The sequence below is a fragment of the Parafannyhessea umbonata genome, assembly GCF_900105025.1.
Taxonomy (GTDB): domain Bacteria; phylum Actinomycetota; class Coriobacteriia; order Coriobacteriales; family Atopobiaceae; genus Parafannyhessea; species Parafannyhessea umbonata.
On sequence record NZ_LT629759.1, the window covers coordinates 995,645 to 1,018,216 of the forward strand.

General features: G+C 63.8%; 23 protein-coding genes. 3 read left to right on the forward strand and 20 right to left on the reverse strand.

All coding sequences use genetic code 11. From position 1 onward, the window contains the following. Nucleotides 1–207 precede the first annotated feature (207 nt). The 17 genes from xerA to rpsP form a co-directional block, all read right to left on the reverse strand. The gene (xerA, locus tag BLT96_RS04630) at nucleotides 208–1,131 is read right to left on the reverse strand and encodes a site-specific tyrosine recombinase/integron integrase (protein WP_090862107.1); all 924 of its coding nucleotides are present in this window, start codon (nucleotides 1,129–1,131) and stop codon (nucleotides 208–210) included. Between the two features lie 16 nt (nucleotides 1,132–1,147). After that, nucleotides 1,148–2,476, reverse strand: coding sequence for a methylenetetrahydrofolate--tRNA-(uracil(54)-C(5))-methyltransferase (FADH(2)-oxidizing) TrmFO (trmFO, locus tag BLT96_RS04635; protein WP_090862108.1), 1,329 nt, complete (start codon nucleotides 2,474–2,476; stop codon nucleotides 1,148–1,150). 25 nt (nucleotides 2,477–2,501) lie between these two features. Continuing rightward, nucleotides 2,502–3,395 (reverse strand): DNA-processing protein DprA, encoded by an 894-nt coding sequence (locus BLT96_RS04640; RefSeq protein WP_090862110.1) that lies wholly within the window; start codon nucleotides 3,393–3,395, stop codon nucleotides 2,502–2,504. Between the two features lie 2 nt (nucleotides 3,396–3,397). Further along, nucleotides 3,398–4,879 carry a YifB family Mg chelatase-like AAA ATPase gene (locus BLT96_RS04645; protein WP_090862112.1) on the reverse strand — a complete coding sequence of 494 codons (1,482 nt, stop codon included), beginning with the start codon at nucleotides 4,877–4,879 and terminating at the stop codon, nucleotides 3,398–3,400. Further along, nucleotides 4,879–5,457, reverse strand: a complete 579-nt coding sequence (locus BLT96_RS04650) for a YraN family protein (protein ID WP_157692160.1) — start codon at nucleotides 5,455–5,457, stop codon at nucleotides 4,879–4,881. Before BLT96_RS04650 ends, BLT96_RS04645 begins: the two co-directional genes overlap by 1 nt. A 166-nt stretch (nucleotides 5,458–5,623) precedes the next feature. Beyond that, complete coding sequence (locus tag BLT96_RS04655; RefSeq protein WP_090846483.1) at nucleotides 5,624–6,412, reverse strand: ribonuclease HII; 789 nt, start codon at nucleotides 6,410–6,412, stop codon at nucleotides 5,624–5,626. Between the two features lie 65 nt (nucleotides 6,413–6,477). Continuing rightward, nucleotides 6,478–6,819 carry a 50S ribosomal protein L19 gene (gene rplS / locus BLT96_RS04660; protein ID WP_090846485.1) on the reverse strand — a complete coding sequence of 114 codons (342 nt, stop codon included), beginning with the start codon at nucleotides 6,817–6,819 and terminating at the stop codon, nucleotides 6,478–6,480. A gap of 215 nt (nucleotides 6,820–7,034) precedes the next feature. Beyond that, a complete protein-coding gene (locus tag BLT96_RS04665) occupies nucleotides 7,035–8,078 on the reverse strand; it encodes a deoxyguanosinetriphosphate triphosphohydrolase (RefSeq protein ID WP_090862114.1) in 1,044 nt (347 codons plus the stop codon). 98 nt (nucleotides 8,079–8,176) lie between these two features. Then, nucleotides 8,177–10,945, reverse strand: a complete 2,769-nt coding sequence (gene ppdK / locus BLT96_RS04670; RefSeq protein ID WP_090862115.1) for a pyruvate, phosphate dikinase — start codon at nucleotides 10,943–10,945, stop codon at nucleotides 8,177–8,179. Between the two features lie 232 nt (nucleotides 10,946–11,177). After that, nucleotides 11,178–11,582, reverse strand: coding sequence for a kinase/pyrophosphorylase (locus BLT96_RS04675; RefSeq protein WP_090846491.1), 405 nt, complete (start codon nucleotides 11,580–11,582; stop codon nucleotides 11,178–11,180). A gap of 57 nt (nucleotides 11,583–11,639) precedes the next feature. After that, nucleotides 11,640–13,736 carry a glycine--tRNA ligase subunit beta gene (gene glyS / locus BLT96_RS04680; protein WP_090862117.1) on the reverse strand — a complete coding sequence of 699 codons (2,097 nt, stop codon included), beginning with the start codon at nucleotides 13,734–13,736 and terminating at the stop codon, nucleotides 11,640–11,642. Beyond that, nucleotides 13,737–14,648: a glycine--tRNA ligase subunit alpha gene (locus tag BLT96_RS04685; protein ID WP_090862119.1), complete on the reverse strand. Its 912-nt coding sequence runs from the start codon at nucleotides 14,646–14,648 to the stop codon at nucleotides 13,737–13,739. A gap of 40 nt (nucleotides 14,649–14,688) precedes the next feature. Further along, the gene (gene lepB, locus BLT96_RS04690; RefSeq protein ID WP_090862121.1) at nucleotides 14,689–15,261 is read right to left on the reverse strand and encodes a signal peptidase I; all 573 of its coding nucleotides are present in this window, start codon (nucleotides 15,259–15,261) and stop codon (nucleotides 14,689–14,691) included. Next, a complete protein-coding gene (trmD, locus tag BLT96_RS04695) occupies nucleotides 15,254–16,003 on the reverse strand; it encodes a tRNA (guanosine(37)-N1)-methyltransferase TrmD (protein WP_090846499.1) in 750 nt (249 codons plus the stop codon). Before trmD ends, lepB begins: the two co-directional genes overlap by 8 nt. Before the next feature lies 1 nt (nucleotide 16,004). Continuing rightward, nucleotides 16,005–16,523, reverse strand: coding sequence for a ribosome maturation factor RimM (locus BLT96_RS04700; RefSeq protein ID WP_090862123.1), 519 nt, complete (start codon nucleotides 16,521–16,523; stop codon nucleotides 16,005–16,007). A gap of 7 nt (nucleotides 16,524–16,530) precedes the next feature. Then, nucleotides 16,531–16,839, reverse strand: coding sequence for a KH domain-containing protein (locus tag BLT96_RS04705; RefSeq protein WP_090846502.1), 309 nt, complete (start codon nucleotides 16,837–16,839; stop codon nucleotides 16,531–16,533). 5 nt (nucleotides 16,840–16,844) lie between these two features. Further along, complete coding sequence (rpsP, locus tag BLT96_RS04710; RefSeq protein WP_090862125.1) at nucleotides 16,845–17,165, reverse strand: 30S ribosomal protein S16; 321 nt, start codon at nucleotides 17,163–17,165, stop codon at nucleotides 16,845–16,847. A gap of 235 nt (nucleotides 17,166–17,400) precedes the next feature. Here rpsP and BLT96_RS04715 point away from each other — a divergent pair, with 235 nt between their 5' ends. From BLT96_RS04715 to dinB, 3 genes are all read left to right on the forward strand, one after another. Then, nucleotides 17,401–18,084: a response regulator transcription factor gene (locus BLT96_RS04715; protein WP_090846506.1), complete on the forward strand. Its 684-nt coding sequence runs from the start codon at nucleotides 17,401–17,403 to the stop codon at nucleotides 18,082–18,084. Between the two features lie 12 nt (nucleotides 18,085–18,096). Beyond that, entirely contained in the window at nucleotides 18,097–19,341 is a 1,245-nt protein-coding gene (locus BLT96_RS04720; RefSeq protein WP_090862127.1) for a sensor histidine kinase, read from the forward strand. Between the two features lie 208 nt (nucleotides 19,342–19,549). After that, entirely contained in the window at nucleotides 19,550–20,815 is a 1,266-nt protein-coding gene (gene dinB / locus BLT96_RS04725; protein WP_090846571.1) for a DNA polymerase IV, read from the forward strand. On the opposite strand, the gene rsfS is transcribed toward dinB, so the two are convergent. Genes rsfS through nadD form a run of 3 tightly spaced genes read right to left on the reverse strand, consistent with a single transcriptional unit; the run spans nucleotide 20,812 to nucleotide 22,572 of the window. Next, nucleotides 20,812–21,183 carry a ribosome silencing factor gene (rsfS, locus tag BLT96_RS04730; RefSeq protein WP_090862129.1) on the reverse strand — a complete coding sequence of 124 codons (372 nt, stop codon included), beginning with the start codon at nucleotides 21,181–21,183 and terminating at the stop codon, nucleotides 20,812–20,814. The two genes, dinB and rsfS, sit on opposite strands and share 4 nt — an antisense overlap. Nucleotides 21,184–21,188: 5 nt before the next feature. Beyond that, nucleotides 21,189–21,833, reverse strand: a complete 645-nt coding sequence (gene yqeK / locus BLT96_RS04735; protein WP_090862131.1) for a bis(5'-nucleosyl)-tetraphosphatase (symmetrical) YqeK — start codon at nucleotides 21,831–21,833, stop codon at nucleotides 21,189–21,191. A gap of 4 nt (nucleotides 21,834–21,837) precedes the next feature. Further along, nucleotides 21,838–22,572, reverse strand: a complete 735-nt coding sequence (nadD, locus tag BLT96_RS04740) for a nicotinate-nucleotide adenylyltransferase (protein WP_090862133.1) — start codon at nucleotides 22,570–22,572, stop codon at nucleotides 21,838–21,840.

Here is a 22,572-nt window from a genome sequence, read left to right on the forward strand (position 1 = left end):
CACCGTGGCCGACGAGTCGTCACACGTGTGAATTTATGCCGTGCGGTCGCACAGCGAGAAAAAATTATAACAGCGGGAGGGCCGTTTTTCCACGACGTGAAAAAATCGTATCAGCTCCACAAGTCGCTCCGCATCACATGCCGCATCTTGTCAGTGTCCATCGCTTTGCACGCTCCGGCCTTCGCCACTTGGACCCTCGTCACACTCCTACTCCCCCCTCGGGTGAGCCTGACGAGCAGCCGCCTTCATCCTGTCAATAGTGAGGTGGGTGTATATCTGCGTCGTCGAGAGGTCGGCGTGTCCAAGAAGCGTCTGCACGCTTCTCAGGTCGGCGCCGCCAGAGAGGAGCTCCGTGGCGTACGTGTGCCTCATTGCGTGCGGGGTGACTCGCCTGTCAATGCCCGCTGCGACCGCCCTCCTCTCGAACACGGTCCTGAGTGCGTCCGCGGACATCCTGTTTCCACGGGTAGAAAGGAAGAGGCCTTCTTCGTGCGTATGGCTTTTCGCGGCAAGTCCAGGCCTCGCCTCCAGAACGTAGGACCTTACTCGCTCCGCCGCAATCTCGTATATCGGTACGATACGCGTCTTGGAGCCCTTTCCTTCGAGCCTCACCTGTCGCCGATCGAGGTCAACGTCCCTTACGTCGAGCTTCGACACCTCGGAGATTCTCGCTCCGGTCGCGTAGAGAAGCTCCAGGAAGGCCCTGTCCCTCACGTCCTTCGCGTCCGGTCCGTCACAAGCCTCCAGAAGCCTCTCGGCCTCCTCCTCGGTAAGCGTCCTCGGGAGCGTCTTCGCCCTCTTCGGGCTCACGATCGCCGCCGCCGCGTCCTCCGTGGTCACGCCCTCCTCCACAAGCCACCTGTAGAGGTCTCGCACCGATGATAGTCTCCTGTTCATGGTTGCCGTCGAATACCTTGCCCGACTCATCTCGGCAAGGTAGCCTCTCACCTCGGCGTGCGTAACGCGGAACGGGTCGACGTGACTCCTCTTCACCCAGTCGAGATAGGACTTAAGGTCTCCCGAATAAGCCCTTACGGTGTTGTCCGAAAGTCTTTCGACTCCCCCTATATGCCTGAGAAACCGCCCGACGCACGAACGGAACCTCTCGAGCTCCCGTCCACCATCATCCATAGTGACTCACTTCGTGCTACCGGCAGGTTTCGAAGAGGTCGCGACGTGACTCCAGGTATCTGTCCAGGTCGACGGCTGCGCGGTCCGCATATGCCTGATATCTCTCCCTCTTCTTAAGTCTCCCGCCTTCGAGCGGTGGGACGAGTCCGAAGTTCACGTGCATAGGCTGATACGGCTTGGTCTCGGGGTCGGTCGCATACGCGACGAGCGATCCCAGCGCACCCGTCCTCGGAAGATCAACCTCCTCGATGCCGGTGATATCCGCATATGTGTTGAGAGCCGCGAGCAACCCCGAGGCGATTGCCTCGGTATACCCCTCGGTGCCGGTTATCTGCCCCGCGAGCCTCGTCTGAGTTCCCGGGATTCTGAACGTATGGTCAAGCACCCTCGGGGTGTCCACGAATGAGTTCCTGTGCATTACTCCATACCTGAAGAACTCGGCGTTCTCGAGGCCGGGAATCATGCGAAACACACGCTTCTGCTCGCCCCACGTCAGGTTCGTCTGGAATCCTACAAGGTTGTATGCGGTCAGGTCGGCGTTCTCGGCCCTGAGCTGCACCGCCGCCCATGGTCTTCTGCCAGAGCGGGGGTCGGTAAGCCCCACCGGCTTCAGTGCGCCGAACCTGAGCGAGTCCCTACCCGTCCTCGCTACCTCCTCGACAGGCTGGCACGCGCTGAAGAGGTCGCTCTGCTCGAACTCCTTGGAGACGACGCGCTTCGCAGAGATCAACTCATCGTAGAAGCTCTCGTACTCCTCTCGGGACATCGGACAGTTGAGGTAGTCTCCCCTGCCTTGTTCGTCGTAACGCGACTGCGAGAACACGATGTCTCTGTCCAGTGACTCCGCATCGACGATCGGTGCTGCGGCATCATAGAACGAAAGGGAATCGCCACCGACCTTCTCGGCGATCGATGAGAAAAGGGCGTCTCCACAGAGCGGCCCAGCGGCTATGACGCAGGGGCCTTCCGGAATCCCCTCTGCGATTCGACGCTCCACGGTTATGCCCGCGTCCTCCTCGATTGCACGACCCACAAGTGCGGAGAACCTCTCCCGGTCCACGGCAAGAGCCCCTCCTGCGGGTACGGCCGATTCCTTCGCCAGTCGGATGAGTCTCGACCCCATCTTCTCGAGCTCCTCCTTCAGGAGCCCCGCCGCGCTATCGTGCCTCATTGACTTGAGGGAGTTCGAGCATACGAGTTCGGCGAAGCCGTCGGTGTGATGAGCAGCCGTGCTTGCCACGGGACGCTGTTCGACGAGGGTCACGGAGACCCCGCGCGCCGCAAGCTGCAGCGCACATTCACTGCCGGCAAGTCCCCCACCGATCACGACAACACTTTTCGACAACGCGCACTCCTCTCGTCATCCATTCTCAGTGACCCATTCTATCCGAAGCACGAAGGAGCTCGGCTGTAGGCGAGTATCTTCCGTCCGGGAGTCGGACGACCATTCCCCGCGCCTCGTAGTCGCTCAGCGTACCAAGGATCGTGATAACGCTTTCGCCCAGTCTGTTCGCCAGCTCGTCCGCCCTCGTTGGGGAAGCCACAAGGGCAGAGAGAACGCGACCATGCTCAGAATGCGAACCATCCGCGCAGAGCCTTAGTTTGTCGTAATCCAGCGCGATGCACATCTCGAGGTCTCGTTCAGAGCACACGATGCTCGCGCCATCCGAGATGAGCTCGTTCGTCCCAACAGACTGCGGCGAGTAGATTGATCCCGGTATCGCATACAGTCTCCTTCCCATAGAGGCCGCGGCCTCCGCCGTGCTCATGGTTCCAGAGCGCACGCCAGCCTCCACGACGAGCGTAGACTCGGACATCGCCGCGATGATTCTGTTCCTCTTCGGGAAGGCGTACCTCCGCGGAGGGGTGCCCCACCTCTCGAGGGAAATCACCGCACCCTTCGAGATTGCACCCTCGAACACGTCCCGCGACGATTGAGGGTAGATGACGTCGGCACCGCACCCACATACGACCACGGTTGTGCCTCCTGACCCTTGTGCCGCCCTCAGCGCCGCCGCATCGCAACCAAGGGCTCCTCCCGAAACGACAACGAGTCCGCTCTCCGCCGCAATCCTCCCCGCCATTTCGGCAGTGGCGACCCCGTAGGGGGAAGCGCGCCTGGAGCCTACGATAGCGATGGCCATATCCTCGAGCACGCCCGCGGCACCGATGCCATAGAGGCACTCGGGAGGGTCAGAGAGGTCCTCGAGCCGCTGCGGATACCCCTCTTCGCCCCGTCTCAACTCGAAGGATTCCTCCCCCATGCCTACCCCCTCCTATCTCTATACGCGCACGCCTCCAGCACGTCCTCCTTCGACACCGACTCGCCTTGTCGTATGTCCGCTATTGTTCTCGCCACCTTCGCGACGCGCACAATCGACCTGCCACCGAACCCAAGACTTCGGGCCATTGACTCCAGCACCGAAGCAGCCTCCTCTCCCAAGGCCATACCCTCGAGTCCTTCCTCGTCCTTGTGGCCAAGCACGGATTCCCTCCAAGCCCTGAACTCCCGCGCCCCGAGCACGAGGTCGCGCATCTGCGCGGAGCTCATGCCGCGCGCGCCCTCCACGACCTTTCTGGAATCGGGTCTTGAAACGAAGATGTGTACGTCTATTCGGTCTTTCAGGGGGCCACCTACCCTCGACTGGTACTGCGCCACCTTTGCCGGGGCACAGGTGCATGCATGCGCCGGGTCTCCGAGGTATCCGCAGGGACAGGGGTTGGCAGCCGCGAGAAACGTGAAGTCGCAGGGGAACCTATAGAGTCCGTCCGCGCGCACCAACCTCACCACGTGCTCCTCGAACGGCTGTCTCAGAGACTGCAGCACGTTGGTGGAGAACTCTGGCAACTCGTCGAGGAACAGTACGCCGTGGTGAGCGAGGGTAACCTCCCCGGGATGCACGGGACTGCCACCCCCAATCATTCCCGCCTGCGATATTGAGTGGTGGGGCGCCCTGAAAGGTCTGGCACCGTTATCTTGCCTGCCCACCGACAGGCCGGCAACAGATCCAATCAACGCAACTTCCTCGGCCTCCTCGGGAGTCAATGGGGGGAGTATCGTCGGGAGTCGCCGCGCGAGCATGGATTTTCCCGAACCGGGAGGCCCGACCATGAGTAGGCCATGCCTCCCCGCGGCGGATATCACGAGTGCGCGTTTTGCCGACTCCTGGTCGAGGACGTCCTCGTAATCGAGCTCCGGCCCACCGTCAGGAGTCACCGGCCTCCCTTCCCGTCCCCCCGCATGGAGGCCCCTCACCCCTCGGCGTAGGTCTTCAAGCCGTTCGACATTGAGGACTCCCTCGCTTGCACCGCCACAGGATGACGCCAGACAGACGAGGGTCTTCCCCGTCCTCTCGGCTAGCTTCCTGTAGGCCACGAGTCCCCTAACCGCGCTTACCGAACCGTCAAGCGCAAGCTCGCCCACGAACATGCAGTCGTCGAGCCCGCTTGTAGGAATCTGCCCCGTCACCGCGAGCATGGCAACAGCGAGCGGCAAATCAAAGCCCGTCCCCGACTTCTTGAGTTCCCCTGGCGACAGGTTCACCGTAAACCTCAGCCTCGACACGTTGAAGCCCGAGGCCTTAATGGCGCATCTCACACGAGCGCGTGCCTCCAGGACGCTTCCGTCTGGCATCCCAACAATCGACATGCCTGGTATGCCCGCTGACGTGGCAATCTCCACGTCCACCGGAAGGGCCTCGATACCCCTCAGAGTCGCCGACGCCACGCTCAGCAATCCGCCAGCCATCAGTCGTCAGCCTCGTAGGCGCCGATGAGATGCCTGAGCTTCGCAGAGTGCTCCGCGACTATCTTGATTGCGATTACGTCGAATCTCACCTGGTGAAACCGAGTGGAGACACTGAGGAACGTCTCCGCGATGCTGCGATACCTCTTTTGCTTTTCGCCATTAACGGCGAGCTCGGGCATGCCGTCATCCTCCTTGCCCAGGGCAAGTCTCGTTTTGACCTCGACGAGCACGCACACTTCATTGCCGTCTTCGTCCACCTGGGTGGCAACGATGTCCGCCTCCCCCATCTTGCACATCCAGTTTCGAGAGACGATGCTGTATCCGTGATTCTGCAGGTAGCAGCAGGCGATGTGCTCGCCCATGTCGCCTACCTCGCGTGCACTCATCTCCATCACGGGCTTGTGGCTCCTCGTCTGCCCGCCCTGGTTCCCGCCCTCGCTTGCGTATTGGGTCGGGCCCCCTTGGCTCCCAGGCGCATGGCCCCCGCCAGCAGAGGTATAGGACTCGTCTGGAGCCGGTGCAGGCTGCCCCTTCTCCAAGACGTCCGCACCGTTCTGGTAGAACTCGTTGTCGCACATGCGTCCTCCCGTCCTCGTCAACTGGGACCAAGAGGTTCTCACCTGCGGCTCGCAGCAAGCTTTCATGTGCCTTCCAGAAGCCTTTACTGGCTCCGACGTTTCGTATCTAACGCCCCTGCGCCGCAGGTACGCGAGCTGAGCACTGATGCTGATGTTTCATTTTTGATTAGAAGAGTGAGGGGGTCTCCAAGAAGTTTCCACAGAACGACACCCTATGGATCGGGCTCAGGCCGATTCGCTTGATCGCCTCGATGTGCGCCGCAGACCCATACCCCTTGCATTCCGCAAGGTGGTACTCCGGATACTCCGCATCGTATGCCACCATCATGGCATCCCTCGTAACCTTCGCAACGATGGAGGCCGCCGCGATGCATGCAACGCGTGCGTCACCCTTGACCAAGGTCTTCTCCCTTGGATGAACATGTACGGGATTTCCGTCTATGAGCACGCAGTCCGGATTGACTCCAGCGTCTTCGATCGCGTTTGCCATGGCCATCCTGAGTGCGGACGACATGCCCACTGCGTCAATGGACGCGGGCTCTATATGCGCGATGCCTATCGCTGTCGCAATTTCGGCAATCTGGGCCGCAAGCGCCTCCCTACGGGCCGGGGTGAGCTGCTTCGAGTCGTTCAGTCCCCATATTCTGGGATTCGCCGGCAGCGCGACCGCACATACCGTAAGGGGACCTGCAAGGGCGCCTCTCCCCACCTCGTCTACGCCTAGGACGATGCCGTCTCCACCAAGCTCCCGCTGGAGATCGTACATGCCGCTCACGCGGTCTCGCTCGGACGTCTCACGGTCACGGCGCCTCTTGGCCGCGGCCACGGCATGCTGCACCTGCTTTCGCGGGTCGCCGCCATAGCGTTTCAGAAGCTCGTCTATCTCGTCGAGCCCGGCATCTGAAAGTCGTGCGGCAACCTCGCGCGCACTGGCGGGATGAACTCTTTCGCTCATGTCAGCTCCTAAAAAAAGAGCGACACCCCTTGGGGTGCCGCTCAATGCGTGCGACTGAGAAACCCTTAGCGCTTCTCGCGGATGCGGGCGGCCTTGCCGACGCGATCGCGCAGGTAGTAGAGCTTAGCGCGACGGATGTCACCGTGACGCACAACCTCGAGCTTGCCGATCTTGGGCGAGTGCAGGGGGAAGGTGCGCTCGACGCCGACGCCAAAGGAGATCTTGCGGACGGTGAAGGTCTCACGGGAGCCGGCGCCGCTCATACGGATGACGTCGCCCTGGAAGACCTGGATGCGCTCGCGGTCACCCTCCTTGATGCGGTAGTGCACCTTGACGTTGTCGCCAACGCGGACCTCGGGGATGTCCTCGCGGATCTGCTGGCGCTCGATTGCGCGAATGTAGTCCATAGTTTCCTCACTTCTAGAGGTGCCGTCGCGGTGTGCGCGGCACATAGGTTTACACACAATCGAGAAGTATATTCCACGGCAGAAATCTGCACAAGCAGAAAGTGCCCGTCAAAACATATCCATACACAAAGACACAAGAGCAAGGGCTAGAGAGAACGTTATGGGATCGCCCAACGACGGCATATCGTTATGTCTCATGCATATGGAGTCCAAACTTATCGCATACCCCATGCCCGAGGCACGAAAATGTCCCGGTAAAGCCTGATGGCAAAACGGTCCGTCATCGAGCTTATGTAGTCAGCCACCATGACCTCCCGCTGCCCTTCTGCCAAGTGGTACTCATCGGGTATCTCGTCCACATGATCCGTAAAATAGTCAAACAGCGCCGCGACCACGTGCTCGGCCTTCGGCTCCTCCGACTTGGCATCTCCGCGCTTGTAGAGGTTCGAGAACAAGAACGCTCTCATGCCCATGAGGGCGCCCCACACCTCAGGCGACATGACGACGTCGTCCGTGTCCGAGCTGCACGTCACGGCATCCTCCACCATGGTCTTGATGCGCTCCGAAGACGTGCGCCCAAGCTCGTCCCTGCACTTCTCGGGAAGCATCTCCTCCGTCAGCAGTCCCGCACGCTCCGCATCGTCTATGTCGTGCGTCACGTAGGCTATGCGGTCCGCCTTCGCGACGACCCTTCCTTCGAGCGTCGTTGCGCGCAGACCTCCCACGTGGCAGCGTATGCCGTCGAGCACCTCGCGCGAGAGGTTCAGCCCCCTGCCGTCCCTCTCGAAGTAGCTAACCACGCGTACGCTCTGCTCGTTGTGCCTAAACAAATCCTCTGCGGCGCTCGAACGAGGGTCGATGCCAAGGTATCCGGCCATCGCCGCGCGAAGGGCCCGCTCGCCCGCATGGCCAAACGGCGTGTGGCCCAGGTCGTGTCCAAGCGCTATGGCCTCGGTCAGGTCCTCGTTCAGTCCAAGCGGTCTCGCGATGTCGCGCGCAATCTGCGCCACCTCAAGCGTATGCGTGAGCCTCGTTCTGTAGTGGTCTCCCTCCGGCGCCAGGAACACCTGCGTCTTGTTCGCAAGGCGCCTGAAGCTCTTACTATGAAGAATGCGGTCACGATCGCGTTGGTAGCACGTCCTCAGCCCGTCGGGCTCTTCTGGCACGAGCCTTCCCGCGGACTCGTCGGAAAACGCAGCATGGCGAGACAGGAGTTCATGCTCCCTCCTCTCTTGCGCCTTCCTTCCCAAAAGTCCCATGCCAAGCGCCTCCCTTCGCCCAAATATGGGCAAGGGGAGAAGGACGCACGTCCTTCTCCCCCACTAAAAACTATGATCTACGCTCAACGAGGTCGCGGCTACTTTGTGACCTTCTCGGGACCGCCGTTGGAGTTGATCTTAGCCTGGGCAGCCGCAAGGCGCGCGATGGGCACGCGGTACGGCGAGCAGGACACGTAGTCAAGGCCGAGGTCGTAGTACATCTGGATGGAGTCCGGATCGCCGCCGGTCTCGCCGCAGACGCCGCAGACGATGGTCGGGTTTGCCTTGTGGCCGCCCTCGACGCCCATCTTCACGAGCTTTGCGACACCTGTGTCCAGGGTCTCGAACGGGTTGGTCTTGAGAATCTTCTTCGCCAGGTACTGCGGGATGAACGCGGACTCGACGTCGTCGCGCGAGAAGCCAAAGGTGGTCTGCGTGAGGTCGTTCGTGCCGAAGGAGAAGAAGTCTGCGTACTCGCCAATCTCGTCAGCGGTGACGGCGGCACGCGGCAGCTCGATCATGCAGCCGACGGGGATGTTGAGCTCGACGCCCTCGGCCTCTGCGACAGCCTGCACGCCAGCCTCGATCTGCTCGCGGACAAGCTTGAGCTCCTCGACCGTGGAGATGAGAGGAACCATGATCTCGGGCTTGGGGTCAAATCCCTGCTTCTTCAGCGACGCAGCGGCGCCGGCGATGGCGCGGACCTGCATGTCGTTGAGCTCGGGATACACGATGCCCAGACGGCAGCCGCGAAGGCCGAGCATGGGGTTGGCCTCCTGGAAGGAGTCGAGGCGCGCAAGGCGGTCGCGCATGGCCTTGAGCTGGACCTCGGTCTCGCCACGGCCCTCGGCGCGGGCAATCTCGACCGCAAGGTCACGCGGGTCGTCGAGGAACTCGTGCAGGGGCGGGTCGAGCAGACGCACGATGACCGTCTTGCCGTCCATGGCCTTGAACATGCCCTCGAAGTCGCCGGTCTGAGCCTGGAGGAGCTGGCCGAGCGCCTGCTGCTTCTGGCCATCGTTGTCGGCGAGGATGAACGACTGAATGATCTGCTTGCGCTCGCCCAGGAACATGTGCTCGGTACGGTCGAGGCCGATGCCCTCTGCACCGAAGTCGACGGAGAGCTGCGCGTCCGCGGGGTTGTCCGCGTTGGTGCGAACGCCGAACAGGCGGCCACGGGAGGCGTCGTGACGGACGTCGTCAGCCCACTCGAGGATGGTCTCGAGGTCGCCGGTGAGCTCCGGGCGGGTCAGGGGAACCGCGCCGACGATGATGTCGCCGGTGGTGCCGTTGATGGAGATGATGTCACCCTCGTGCAGAACGACGTCGGTGCCGGAGATCTTGCACTCCTTGGCCTTTGCGTCGATCTTCAGCGCCTCGGCGCCGCAGACGCAGGGCGCGCCCATGCCACGAGCGATGACGGCCGCGTGGGACGTCTTGCCGCCGTGAGAGGTGAGGATGCCCTCGGCCGCAACCATGCCCTTGAGATCGTCAGGAGTGGTCTCCCAGCGGACGAGGATGCACGGCTTCTCGATGTTGTGGTAGTGAACTGCCGCGTCGGAGGAGAACACGACGGCACCGACGGCAGCGCCGGGGGAAGCGTTCATGCCCTTGGCGACGACGTCGAACTTGGCCTTCGGATCGAACTGCGGGTGCAGGAGCTGGTCGAGCTGCTCCGGGGCGACGCGCATGATGGCCTGCTCGCGGGTAATACGCCCCTCGTCGACCATCTGCATGGCGACCTTGAGGGCGGAAAGCGCGGTACGCTTGCCGACACGGGTCTGGAGCATCCAGAGCTTGCCCTGCTCGATGGTGAACTCGAGGTCCATCATGTCCGCATAGTGGTCCTCGAGGATCTCGAAGACGTGGTAGAGCTCCTTGCCTGCCTCCTCGAGACCCGGGGTCTTCGGAAGGTCTGCGATGGGCTCGGTGTTGCGGATGCCGGCGACGACGTCCTCGCCCTGGGCGTTCACCAGGAAGTCACCGTAGCGCTCGTTGGTGCCGTCAGCCGGGTTGCGCGTGAAGGCGACGCCGGTAGCGGAGGTGTTACCCTTGTTGCCGAAGACCATGACCTGGACATTGACAGCAGTGCCGAGATCATCGGGGATCTTGTTCTGCTTGCGGTACAGGACGGCGCGCTCGGTGTTCCAGGAGCCGAAGACGGCCTGCTCGGCAAGGCGCAGCTGCAGGTAGGGATCCTGCGGGAACTCCGCGACGCCGTTCGGTGCGACCTCGGGGTGGGCCTGGGAATCGACGTTCTTCGCGAAGATGCCCTTGAAGGTCTCAGTCAGGTCCTTGAGGTCGTCAGCGTCGAGCTCGGTGTCGAGCTTGACGCCCTTCTCGGCCTTCTTCTCGTTGATGGCATCCTCGAACAGCTGGCCGTCGACGCCCATCACGACATCAGAGAACATCTGGACGAAACGGCGATAGGAGTCCCACGCGAAGCGCTCGTTGTTCGTCTGCTTGATGAGGCCGTTGACAGACTCGTCGTTCAGGCCGAGGTTCAGGACCGTGTCCATCATGCCAGGCATGGAGAACGGAGCGCCGGAGCGGACCGAGACCAGCAGGGGATCGTCGGGGTCGCCGATCTTCTTGCCCATGCGCTTCTCGAGGTCCTTGCGGTACTCGTCAATCTCGTCGAGGACGCCATCGGGCCATACGTTTCCTGCGCTGGAGTAGGCAACGCAGGTCTGGCAGGTGATGGAGAATCCTGGAGGAACGGGCAGGCCAATGTTTGCCATCTCGGCGAGGTTCGCGCCCTTGCCGCCCGTAATCCACTTGGCCTCGTCAACGCTCTTGCCGGCGACCTCGGTAACGTTGTTACCGTTTTCGTCAACGCCGAATTTGTACACGTGCTTTTCAGCCATTTGACACCCCTGATCGTTTTTCCATGGTGCGAAGCCGCACCCCAACACTTGCGGCGCCACTCTGAAACCCCTGCGGTGGCGTCCCTAACGAAACCTATTGTATCCACACATATTGGTTGTTTGCTCAGAAATAAACGTTAACGGGTAAAAAAGGTCGCTGGCATCCATTCGGGTGCCAGCGACTGCCATGCATGGAATAGTTCTTTACTTTGTGGAAGTTATGGAGTAAGTGCTAGAGCTCTTCCACCTTGCTATCGACTCGACGGCCGGCCTCGAGCTTCGGCTCCTCGCCGGTAAGCGACATAAGTACCGTAATTGCAGGACCAAGCAGGTCGATCGAGGGGATGCCACGGCCGTCAAGCTCGCGACGGATGTCCCTACGAAGGTTCCTGTCGACGATGGTGTGGAACACGGCGGTCTGCACACCCTCCTCCACGTTCTCGTCGAGATACTTGGTGACGGTAGCAAGGTCCCTGACGTTGCCGACGCTCTTGATGATCACGCTGTCCTCGCCAAACTGGTCGGCAGCAGCCTCGACGACGCTCGTAGCCGTCTTGCCGCGCGCGTCCGAGATAACGATCACGACGGGAGTTGGCACGTCAAAGATGTCGTCCTCAAGAATCGTTTCGTCTGCCATATCAACCTCCAAGCCAAGGGGCTCAGCCCCCGCATTACGACCTAACCAAAGTCAATCCTACTTCTTCTTCGAGAGGACGCCAATGTTTGCGACGCCGCTGAACACCGATGCGAAACGGTTCAGCAACCGAAGGCGGTTCTCCCTTACTACAGTGTCCTCGTCCATGACGAGTACGTCATCAAAGAAACGGTCGATTGGCTCCCTTAGTTCGGCGAGAGCCTTGCAGGCACCCCTGTAGTCCGCCTCTCCAAGCGCCTTCTCCACGTTTTCGTCACCTCTCTGGCACGCATCCAGAAGGGCCTTCTCCGCATCGCCCATGATGGACTCGTCCACCTCGATGCCGAGCTTGGCGTCGCCGAGGTGCGCGGCGCGGGCGTATGCGGTCGCAAGGTCGTCGAAGAGCTCCGGCTGGTCGCGCCTCGCGTCCTCGAGCGCATGCGCACGCTCCAGGAACTCCTCGGGGTCGATGACGCCCACGCTCGAGACCGCCTCGATCGTGTCGGGCGAGATCTTCTCGTCCTTGGCAATCGTGCTCAGGCGGCCGGCGAAGAACTTCTCGACCTGGGCCTGCACCTTGTCGGAGTCGAACTCGAGCCCCTGTCGCGCATACGCGTCCAGCGACTTCGCGATGAGCGACTTCAGCGATACGGACGGCATCGTGCGAAGCATCGAGATGATGCCGATGGCGGAACGGCGAACGGCAAACGGGTCGGAAGAGCCTGTGGGAGGCTCGTCGATCGCGAAGATGCCGCAGACGGTGTCGAGCTTGTCCGCGACGGCGACGCACTTGCCGACGACGCCGGACGGCAGCTCGTCCCCCGCAAAGCGCGGGCGGTAGTGGTCGCGGATGGCCTCCGCAACCTCCTCGGGCTCGCCGGACGCCTTCGCGTAGTAGCCGCCCATCACGCCCTGCTGGCTCGTGAACTCCACGACGGCCTGGGTCACGAGGTCCGCCTTGGCGAGAAGGGCCGCGCGTGCGGCGTTCGACACCGTCGTGTCGTCGCATCCTGCCTGGGTCGCGACCTCGGGGGCGACCTCCTGCATGCGCAGCGCCTTCTGGTACACGGTGCCGAGCTTCTCCTGGAACACGACGTCCTTCAGCTTCTGGACGTAGTCCGCAAGCGGCCTCTTAAGGTCCTCCTCGTAGAAGAACTTCGCATCGTCCAGGCGGGCACGCACGACGCGCTCATTGCCGTCGATGACGCGCTCGTTGTTGCGGCGCGCGCTGTTGGAGACGACGACGAACTCGCGCGTGAGTGCGCCCTTGGCGTCGTACACCGGGAAGTAGCGCTGGTTGGAGAGCATCGAGTCGCAGATGATCTCGTTCGGGACGTCAAGGAACTCCTCGTCGAACTTGCCCACGAGGACCGTGGGGTACTCCGTGAGGTTCACGACCTCGTCGAAGATGCGCTTCGGTGTGTCCACGTGCGCGCCGCCGCGCTCCGCCTCGACCTGGGCGATGCCGTCGCGAATGACCTTGCGGCGCTCGTCCTCGAAGAGCACACCCGCCTCGCGGCACACGTCGACGTAGCACGCCGGGTCCTTCACCACATGCTCGCCAGGGCCAAGCACGCGGTGCCCGCGCGTGACGTTGGAGGACGTGACGTCCGCGTATTCGACGGGGACGACCTCCTCCCCCAAAAGCGCGCAGATCCAGCGGATGGGCCGCACGAACGTCGCGTGCTCGGACCCCCAGCGCTGGCTGCGGTAGTTCGGCCACTCGAGGGAGGCGATGGAGTTCTGGGAGAGCTCGGTCAGGATGGGGACCGCCGGCCTGGAGGGCACGTTCTTCTCGGCGAAGACGTACTCTCTGCCGTCGGCATCCTGCCTGCGCACGAGCTCCGTCGCGTCAAGGCCGAACTTGCGCGCGAAGCCTGCGGCAGCTTTCGTGGGGTTGCCGTCAGCGTCGAACGCGATGCTCGCCGCAGGGCCGCGCTTGACTTCGTGGGCCTCTTTCGTGGAGGTGGCGACGTCCTTCACCAGGACGGTCAGGCGGCGCGGGGTGCTCATGGGAGTGACCGCGCCGTGATCGAGACCAGCCTCGTCCAGGCCGGCGCGGACGAGCTCGCCGAACTGCTTGATGGCGTGGATGAGCGGGGCGGACGGCATCTCCTCCGTGCCGACCTCAAGCAGGAAATCCAAGGTGTCTGCCATTTAGGCCACCTCCCCCTTCTTGTTGTCCGCGTCGGTCTTGGACGCCACCAGCTCAAGGTAGGCCTCGCAGCAGGCCTTGGCGATAGTGCGGACGCGGAGGATGTAGTTTGCCCTCTCCGTAGCGGAGATGGCACCGCGGGAGTCGAGCAGGTTGAACGCGTGCGAGCACTTCATGACGCAGTCGTACGCGGGAAGCGGCAGCTTGCGGTCAAGGCAGGCATGGCACTCCCTCTCGTAGTCGTCGAACTTCTGACGCATCATGTCTACGTTCGCGACCTCGAAGTTATAGGTGGAGAACTCGAACTCGTTCTCGTGGAACACGTCGCCGTACGTCATGGGCGTGCCGTCGGGCAGGTAGCTCCACACGAGGTCGTACACGGAGTTCACGCCCTGGGCGTACATGGCGATGCGCTCGAGGCCGTAGGTGATCTCGACGGGAACGGGGTCGACCTCCAGGCCGCCCACCTGCTGGAAGTACGTGAACTGCGTCACCTCCATGCCGTTGAGCCACACCTCCCAGCCAAGGCCCCAGGCACCGAGCGTGGGAGACTCCCAGTCGTCCTCGACGAAGCGCACGTCGTGGTCGTTGGGATCGAGGCCGATGGCCGCGAGCGACCCCAGGTACAGGTCCTGCGAGTCCACGGGGGACGGCTTCAGCAGCACCTGGAACTGGTAGTAGTGCTGCAGGCGGTTGGGGTTGTCGCCGTAGCGGCCGTCCGCAGGGCGGCGGCACGGCTGCGGGTAGCAGGTGCGCCAGGCGGCGGGTCCCAGTGAGCGCAGCAGCGTGGCCGTGTGGAACGTGCCTGCACCGACCTCGCTGTCGTACGGCTGCATGACGGTGCAGCCCTGCTCCGCCCAGTACTTATCAAGCGTCAGGATGATCTCCTGAAACGTAAGCGGCTTGTCGCTCATGTCCCTTAAAGCTCCCATCGTATGTCTTCCGGCGCGGCGGCTATAGCCCGCGCGCGTCGCTTATCGGCCAGAAAATGAACAGCGCCCTCGAGGATACCTTACTTGTGCTCACGGGCCCAAAGTACCTTGAGTCGAGCGAGTTCGTCCTGTTGTCGCCCATGACCCAGATGCAGCCGTCCGGCACCTTGTACGGATATGCAATTGCCTCGCCAAGGATGCTGGACTGCTGCTCGAGCGGGTAGGTGGGCCTGTCGAGCACATACGGCTCGTCCAGCTGCTTTCCGTCCACGTACACGTGGCCGTCCTTAAGGTCAACCGTCTGCCCACCCGTCGCGATGACCCTCTTGATGAGCGTCGTGCCGGGCTTCTCGGGGTCGTCGAACGTAACCACGTCCCCGCGCCTCGGCGTCGAGCCCCGGTAGGTGACCTTCTCGCCCACCAGGCGGTCCCCCTCCTGGATGGTCTCGAGCATCGAGCCGGACGGAACGATGTACACCTCCGCCACGAACGTGCGCACCAGAAGCGCAAGCGCCACGCCCACGGCAATCGTGATGACCCAGTCGAGCCATGCGGGTAGCCTTCCGCCTCTCCGGCCGTCCTCTACCTCAGCCATCGCACTCACCCTCCTCGCGCCGCGTCGCCTCGCGGGCGAACGCGCGCTCTTCGTCGGTCAGGGTCGCGCCGTCCAGCAGGTCCGGGCGCCAGCGGGCCGTGCGCTCGATTGAGCTTCGCCTGCGCCACGCGTCCACGGCGCCATGGTCGCCGGAGAGCAGCACGTCCGGAACGCGCCTTCCCTCGAAGTCCGCCGGGCGCGTGTACTGCGCGTACTCCAGCAGGCCGTCGCTGAACGACTCGTCCTCGGCGCTCTTCTCGTCGCCCAGGGCACCCGGCAGCAGCCTCACGACGGAGTCGATCACCACGAGCGCCGCGAGCTCGCCGCCGGTGAGCACGTAGTCGCCGAGCGAGAACACCTCGTCCGCGAGCTCGTAGGCGCGCTCGTCCATGCCCTCGTATCGGCCGCACACCAGAAGCACGCGGTCCAGCGTGGCAAGGCGTTGGGCGCACGATTCGTCGTAGCGCTTCCCGCAGGGCGAGAAGAACACGACGTGCGGCTTCGCATCGCCCCTCGAGGCGATGTCGCGCACCGCCTCGAAGATCGGAGCCGGCTTCATGAGCATGCCCTGCCCGCCGCCGAACGGCGCATCGTCCACGGTGTTATGACGGTCGTGGGTCCAGTGCCTGAGGTCGTACGCCTCGAAGTCGAGTATCCCCTTGCGCTGCGCGCGACCCATGATCGACTCGTCCAGGTAGGGTGCGAAGACCTGCGGGAACACCGAGAGCGTCTCGAACCTCATCCTATCCCTCCGCATCGACCAGTCCGTCCGGCGCGCTCACGTGGATGGCGCCATCCTCGTCCGTCCCAAGGACGAACTCGTCCACCACGGGGAGCATGACCTCCCCGAAGGGGCCCATGATCGACCAGACGTCGTTCGCCGGGCCCACCATGACCTCCTCGATTTTGCCGAGGGGGCCGATCTTCTCGTCCACGACGGACCTTCCCATGAGCCAGTCGGCGTCATGGTACTCGAAGCCCTCCGGCAGGTCGCCCACGCGGGCCAGCAGCGTCTTGCCCACGAGCGACGATGCCGCGTCGATGCCGTCCACGCCGGCGAGGCGGACCAGCTGGCCCCTGTCCCCGTCGTCCGCGGACGCGACGCTGCGCACGCGAGGACCCTTCAGCGGCGGCGGTACGACCGCGACCTCAAGGCCCTTGCGCATAAGCGAGGGAAGGCCGTGGACGGGAACCGTCACGACCTCCCCTTTCCTCCCGTGGGTCTTTACCACACGGGCTATGGCTCTGTATTCGATACGCACGAGACGTCTAGCCTAGAACCTCAACCTCTACGGAGGTGCCCACCCTCGAGCCGAGCGCACGCGCGAGCGTGCGGATGGCCTTTATGGTGCGACCCCTCCTGCCGATAATCCTTCCGGCATCCTCCTCGGCACAGGAGACCTCGATGAGCGCTGCACCCTCGCTGTCCGTAACGTCCAGCGAGACGGCGTCCTCGTTGGTCACGAGTCCGCAGACGATGTACTCAACCAGGTCCGCCACCTTATCGGAGGCAAGTTCCTCAGAGTCGTCAGAGAGCTGGTCCAGGGAATCCACGACGTCCGCGATTTCCTCGGACACGATGGCTACTCCGCGTCCTCGGCGGCAGCAGCGGCCTTGGCGGCAGCCTTCTTGGAGAGCTTCTGCTTCTTCTCGGGAGCGGGAGCGTCGCTGCGGGCGATGTCAATCAGGTGAGCGACGGCGTTGCTGGGCTGGGCGCCCTTGGCGACCCACTCGTCGATCTTCTCGAGGTCGAGGTCGATGGTCTTCGGGGTGGTCAGCGGGTTGTAGCGACCAACGAGCTCGATGTAACGACCATCGCGGGGCATGCGGCCGTCGGCGACGACGACGCGGTAGTACGGACGCTTCTTTGCACCGTGACGGGCGAGACGAATCTTAACTGCCAAAACAAAACTCCTTTACATAGGCGGCGCCGGGGTCAGATGAGTTTGTGCGCCGCATAGCCGCAATTAGCGACTCTACATTCTACGACACCGCCCTGACGTATCAAGGTGTCGTTTTTGTGAACCTTGCGCGCCAATTGTGCAGTGCCTTTGACGGGGAACGCTATTTAAGGCGGCCTTAAGACTCGCTCGCTATATTGCACCCAACAATAGGATTTCAGAAACCCAAGGAGGCCCCATGAACATACTTGTCGTGGAGGACGAGAGAAACCTCGCCGACGCCATCGTTCGCATCGTGTCTGACGCCGGATTCAACTGCGAGGCCGTGTACGACGGCAACGCCGGCCTCACCTCCGCGGAGAGCGGCCTGTACGACGCCGTCATCATGGATGTCATGCTCCCCGGCATGGACGGCATCCAGATCGTGCGCGAGCTCCGCCACCAGGGCAACTCCATCCCCGTGCTCATGCTCACGGCCCGCACGTCCACCTCGGACAAGGTCGAGGGCCTCGACGCCGGCGCGGACGACTACATGACGAAGCCGTTCGAGGCAGCGGAACTTCTCGCCCGCCTCCGCGCCCTCACGCGCCGTCAGGGCGACGTCGTGATCGACACCGTGACCTTCGCGGACCTCACGCTCGACCTCGAGACGCACGACCTCTCGTGCGACGGGCGAGAAGTGCATCTCTCGGGCAAGGAGTTCGAGGTCCTGAAGATGCTCATGAGCTCCAACGCGCGCGTCGTCTCGAAGCAGGACCTCCTCACCCGCGTGTGGGGCGCCGACGCCGACGCGTCCGAGAACTCCGTCGAGGCGTACATCTCGTTTTTGCGCAAGAAGCTCACGCACGTGCACTCCAAGGTGCAGATCACGACACTGCGCATGCTTGGCTACCGCCTCGAGGCGTTTGACGTCCAAGAGTAGCGTCGGTGCACCATGCTCAAGAAGCTCAAGAGGAAGTTCGTAGCCATCGTCACGACGCTCGCGGGGCTCGTCCTCGCGGGCGTCCTTGCGATGTCGCTCTACTCAGCCTACGTCAACCAACAGGGTCTCATCAAGGACGCCCTCGACCGCAACCTCGAGGGGTCAACCGAGGCGGTCCCCGTCATCGGCGCCGCGCGAAAGAGCGAAGCCGGCACCAAGCACCGCTCCAACATGCTTGCGCTCACCGTGGAGATATCGCAGAGCGGCGTCGTCCTCGAGTCGAGCGACGACAACGTGAGCATAAACGGCCCCGTGCTCGAGAAGGTTGTGGATCAGGCGCTCGAGGCGTCCTCGAACCACGGGAGCCTTCCCGAGTACCACGTGTCGTGGAAGTCGGCCACCACGGGCTCCGGCACCACCCGAATCGCCATCGTGGACACGACCGCCGTGGACGACACGTTCCACAACGCCTTCGTTCGCAACATCGAGATCATCGCACTGGGCATACTGGTCCTGCTCGGCATCTCGTGGAAACTCGCGGACTGGGCGCTCGCGCCCGTCCAGCGCGCGTGGGACCAGCAGCGCCGCTTCGTGTCCGACGCGTCGCACGAGCTGAAGACCCCGCTTGCCGTAATCCTCGCCAACACGCAGATTCTCCAACGCGACAAGGCCCTCCCCGCGGACACCAGGCGCTGGGTGGACAGCACGGCCGAGGAGGCCGGCCACATGAAGACGCTCGTAAACGACCTTCTGCAGCTCGCGCGCGCCGACGAGAGCATCGCCGGCACCGCGGACATCCTGAAGCGCACCGACGTCGACCTCTCTGAAATCGTGAGCTCCGCCGCCCTCGAGTTCGACGCCGTCGCGTTCGAGCGCGGGACGTCCGTGGAGGATTCCGTCACCGAGGGCGTGCACGTGCAGGGCGACGCGGACTGGCTGCGCCGCATGGTCCGCATCCTTATCGACAACGCCGTGAAGTACGCCGCCGTGGGCACCACCGTCAAGGTGACCCTCGAGCAACGGAGCAAGGGCTGCCGGCTGACGGTGAACAACCAGGGACCCACGATCCCCGCGGAGGACCTGCCGCACGTCTTCGAGCGGTTCTACCGCTCCGACAAGGCGCGCACCCGCGACGGCGGCGCCGGCGGCTTCGGCCTGGGCCTCGCGATCGCGAAGTCCACCGTCGACGCGCACGGCGGCTCCATCCAGTGCACGAGTGACGAGAAGAGCGGTACCACGTTCACGGTGACCCTCTAGGGCGCGATGCGTCGTCCTTCTCGCCTACATGGCATGCCTATGCCCCATCGCCCGATCGTGCGTCACCCCAAGCGTGCAGTCGCGCGGCCCGGCTTCCTCCCCTCGCGGGCGGCGGCCTGGCCGTGGCCTATAATCTGCGCAGTGACGGGAGCGATCGTCGCCGCGCGCGGGCGCGGCGCGAGCGGAGGGAGGCGCGGTGACAACGTCCATGACAGAGTGGTCGGGGCCTGCCATAGGCCTGCTCGACCTTGACGCGTTCTTTGCGTCCGTGGAGCAGCTCGACCATCCGCAGTGGCGCGGCAAGCCAGTCATCGTGGGCGGATCGCCGGAGCGGCGAGGCGTCGTCTCGACCGCGTCGTACGAGGCCAGGCGCTTTGGCGTGCACTCTGCCATGCCCTCGTACCAGGCGAAGCGTCTGTGCCCGGACGCCATCTGGACGCAGGGGCACTTCGATCGCTACCGCCAGATGTCCGCACGGGTGATGCAGACGATCCTGGACGAGACGCCGCTCGTGGAGCAGGTCTCGATCGACGAGGCGTTCTTCGACGTGACGCCCGGACGCTTCTCGCGCGAGAGCCCCATCGCCATCTGCCGGCGCATCCAGGGCCGCGTGGCTGAGCTAGGCGTCACCTGCTCCATAGGCCTTGGCACCAGCAAGACCGTCGCGAAGATCGCGTCCGAGCGCCAGAAGCCGCGCGGCATGACCGTGGTTCTGCCTGGGACTGAGGCGGCGTTTTTGGCGCCGTTGCCCGTTTCTGCCATGAGCGGCGTCGGCAAGGCGACGGAGGCGCGGCTGAGGCAGATGGGCGTCGCCACGCTGGGACAGCTCGCGCGCCAGGACCCGGAGCGCATGCGCCGAGCGCTTGGCGTCGCGGGACCGAGCCTCGTCACGCGCGCCGCGGGCCGCGAGGTGTCGCGCGTGCGCGAGCGCGCGAAGCCGGAGGCCGCGAAATCGGTGTCGAACGAGCGCACGTTCGCGCACGACCTGACGACGCGCGAGGACGTTGCCGCCGCCGTGCGCATGGTGAGCCAGATGGTAGGCACGCGCCTGAGGTCGAAGGGGCTGCGCGGCCACCAGGTGACGCTGAAGCTGAAGTTCTCGTACGACAAGACGCGCACCGCTCAGCGCCAGCTTGACGCCCCCACGGACGACGAGCACGTCTTCGGCGCCCAGGCGCTGCGCCTGCTGGACGACGTCTGGCACGAAGGCACGCCCGTCCGCCTGGTGGGCGTGGGCGTGAGCGGCTTTGGCCCCGAGGCGCCCCGCCAGCGACAGCTCGAGCTCTTCTCGCCCGAAGCGGGCGAGAATGACGAGGCCACGGCGCCGGGAAGACACCGTGACCTCAGGGCGCTCTCCGTCGCGGCGGACGAGGTGCGCTCGCGCTTTGGGAAGGGGTCGCTGAGCCTTGGGTCCGAGCTCAGGCTGAGGGAGTCCGCCTCTGACACCGCCCCCATGAACAAGGAAGCGGACTAGCGAGCGGCCTCGCCCTCCAGGCCCAGCTCCACGCGCGGGGCGTCTCCCCACAGGCACTCCAGCCGGTAGTAGTCGCGAGCCTCCGGCTTGAAGACGTGCACCACGAGCGCGCCGTAGTCCATGAGCACCCAGGACGAGCCGCCGCGGCCCTCCGTGGACACGGGCTTCTCGCCGCACTCGGCGGCCAGGCGCGTCTTGACCTCCTCGGTCACCGCGTCCAGCTGAGGGTTGTTCTGCACCGTGCAGATGAGGAAGTAGTCGCACACGTCCGTCGCGTGCCTCAGGTCCAGAAGCACGATGTCCGTTGCCTTCTTGTCGTCCGCGGCGGTCGCGGCCGCCTTCGCAAGCTCGAGCGATGTAACCGTCATGTTGCCTACCTTCCGGCCGGGGCGTCTGACCCGGCCCTCGCCCTCCTCAGGGCGATCTCGTTGTATATGTCAAGCGTACCCGGATACAGGTAGCGCCTGGTTTCCACCACGTACGTGATTCCCCCGCAGAACGAGTTCCAGAACACGTCGTCCAGGGAGGCTTTGCCCACCATGTCGCGCGTCTCTTGGATGCCAACGCTTCCCGTGCGCAGGGGCTCGATGCCGTCCGCCACGAACACCACCTCGTCCAGGGGCGTCATGTCAACGGCTGCCGTCGTGTGGCGCGCGATCGCCTGGAACACCTCAGGCGGAAGCTTTGGGTAGAGCGCCGGCAGCTCGCGCGCGGCCACGACGCCGTGAAGCAGCGGCCTCACCAGGTCGAGATCGACCCCGAATTCGATCCCCAGCTCGCGCGCACGCCGCACGAGCTCGTCATCCGGCACCACCTTGTCCCAGTCGTGCAGGATGCCGGCGACACGCGCGAGGAACGGGTCCACGTCGTAGCGCAGCGCAAGGGACTCCGCGCACCGCGCGACGGAAAGCGAGTGCGCAAGGCGGCGCGGCTTCACGGCGCTCATGCGGTCCGTCAGGTCCGACTCGAGCCTCCCTATGCAGGATAGCTGGTCACGTGTGTACTCTGCCCTTCTCATCTGTCTACTCACGACCTTCCGTTGGCTTGGAGCCATAGCCAAGCTGGCTCGCGCCGTACAGCTGGTGCTTGTGTATGTACCCCGTAACGGCGTCCGGAGTCAGGTACCTGAGGCTCTGCCCATGGCGCACGCGCTCGCGCAGGTAGCTGGAAGAAATCGCCAGCGCCGGCACCTCAAGGTACGTCACGTCGAAGCGTATGCCCGACTCCTCGATCGCCCGCTGCGCGTGCGATAGGTCGTATCCGGGCCGCGTTGCGCCCACGAGGTGCGCAAGCCTGCTCAGGCGCTCCGCGTCACGCCAGCGCACGATATCCGCTATGGCGTCGGCGCCGGTAATGAAGTAAATCTCCACGTTCTCCGGGTAGATGGCGCGCAGGCGCTCCAGCGTGTCCGCCGTGTACGTGATCCCCGCACGGTCCACCTCGAAGCGACTTGCGAGGAAGTGCGGGTTGTCCGCCGTCGCAAGGAGCGTCATCGCATAGCGGTCCTCGCCTTCGGACACCTGCTTGTCCTGCTTGAACGCGGGGCGTCCGGCCGGCATGAACACGACGGTGTCCAGTTCGAGGTCGTCGAACGCCTGCTCCGCCGCAACCAGGTGGCCGTTGTGGATGGGGTCGAACGTGCCGCCCATCACGCCAAGCCTGTACGCGCGGCCCGGCTCCTGCCCGAGCATGGGCAGGTCGCCACGTCTCACGACGTCCGCTGCCACGCGCTCTATCTCGTCGATGCTCAGTCCCAT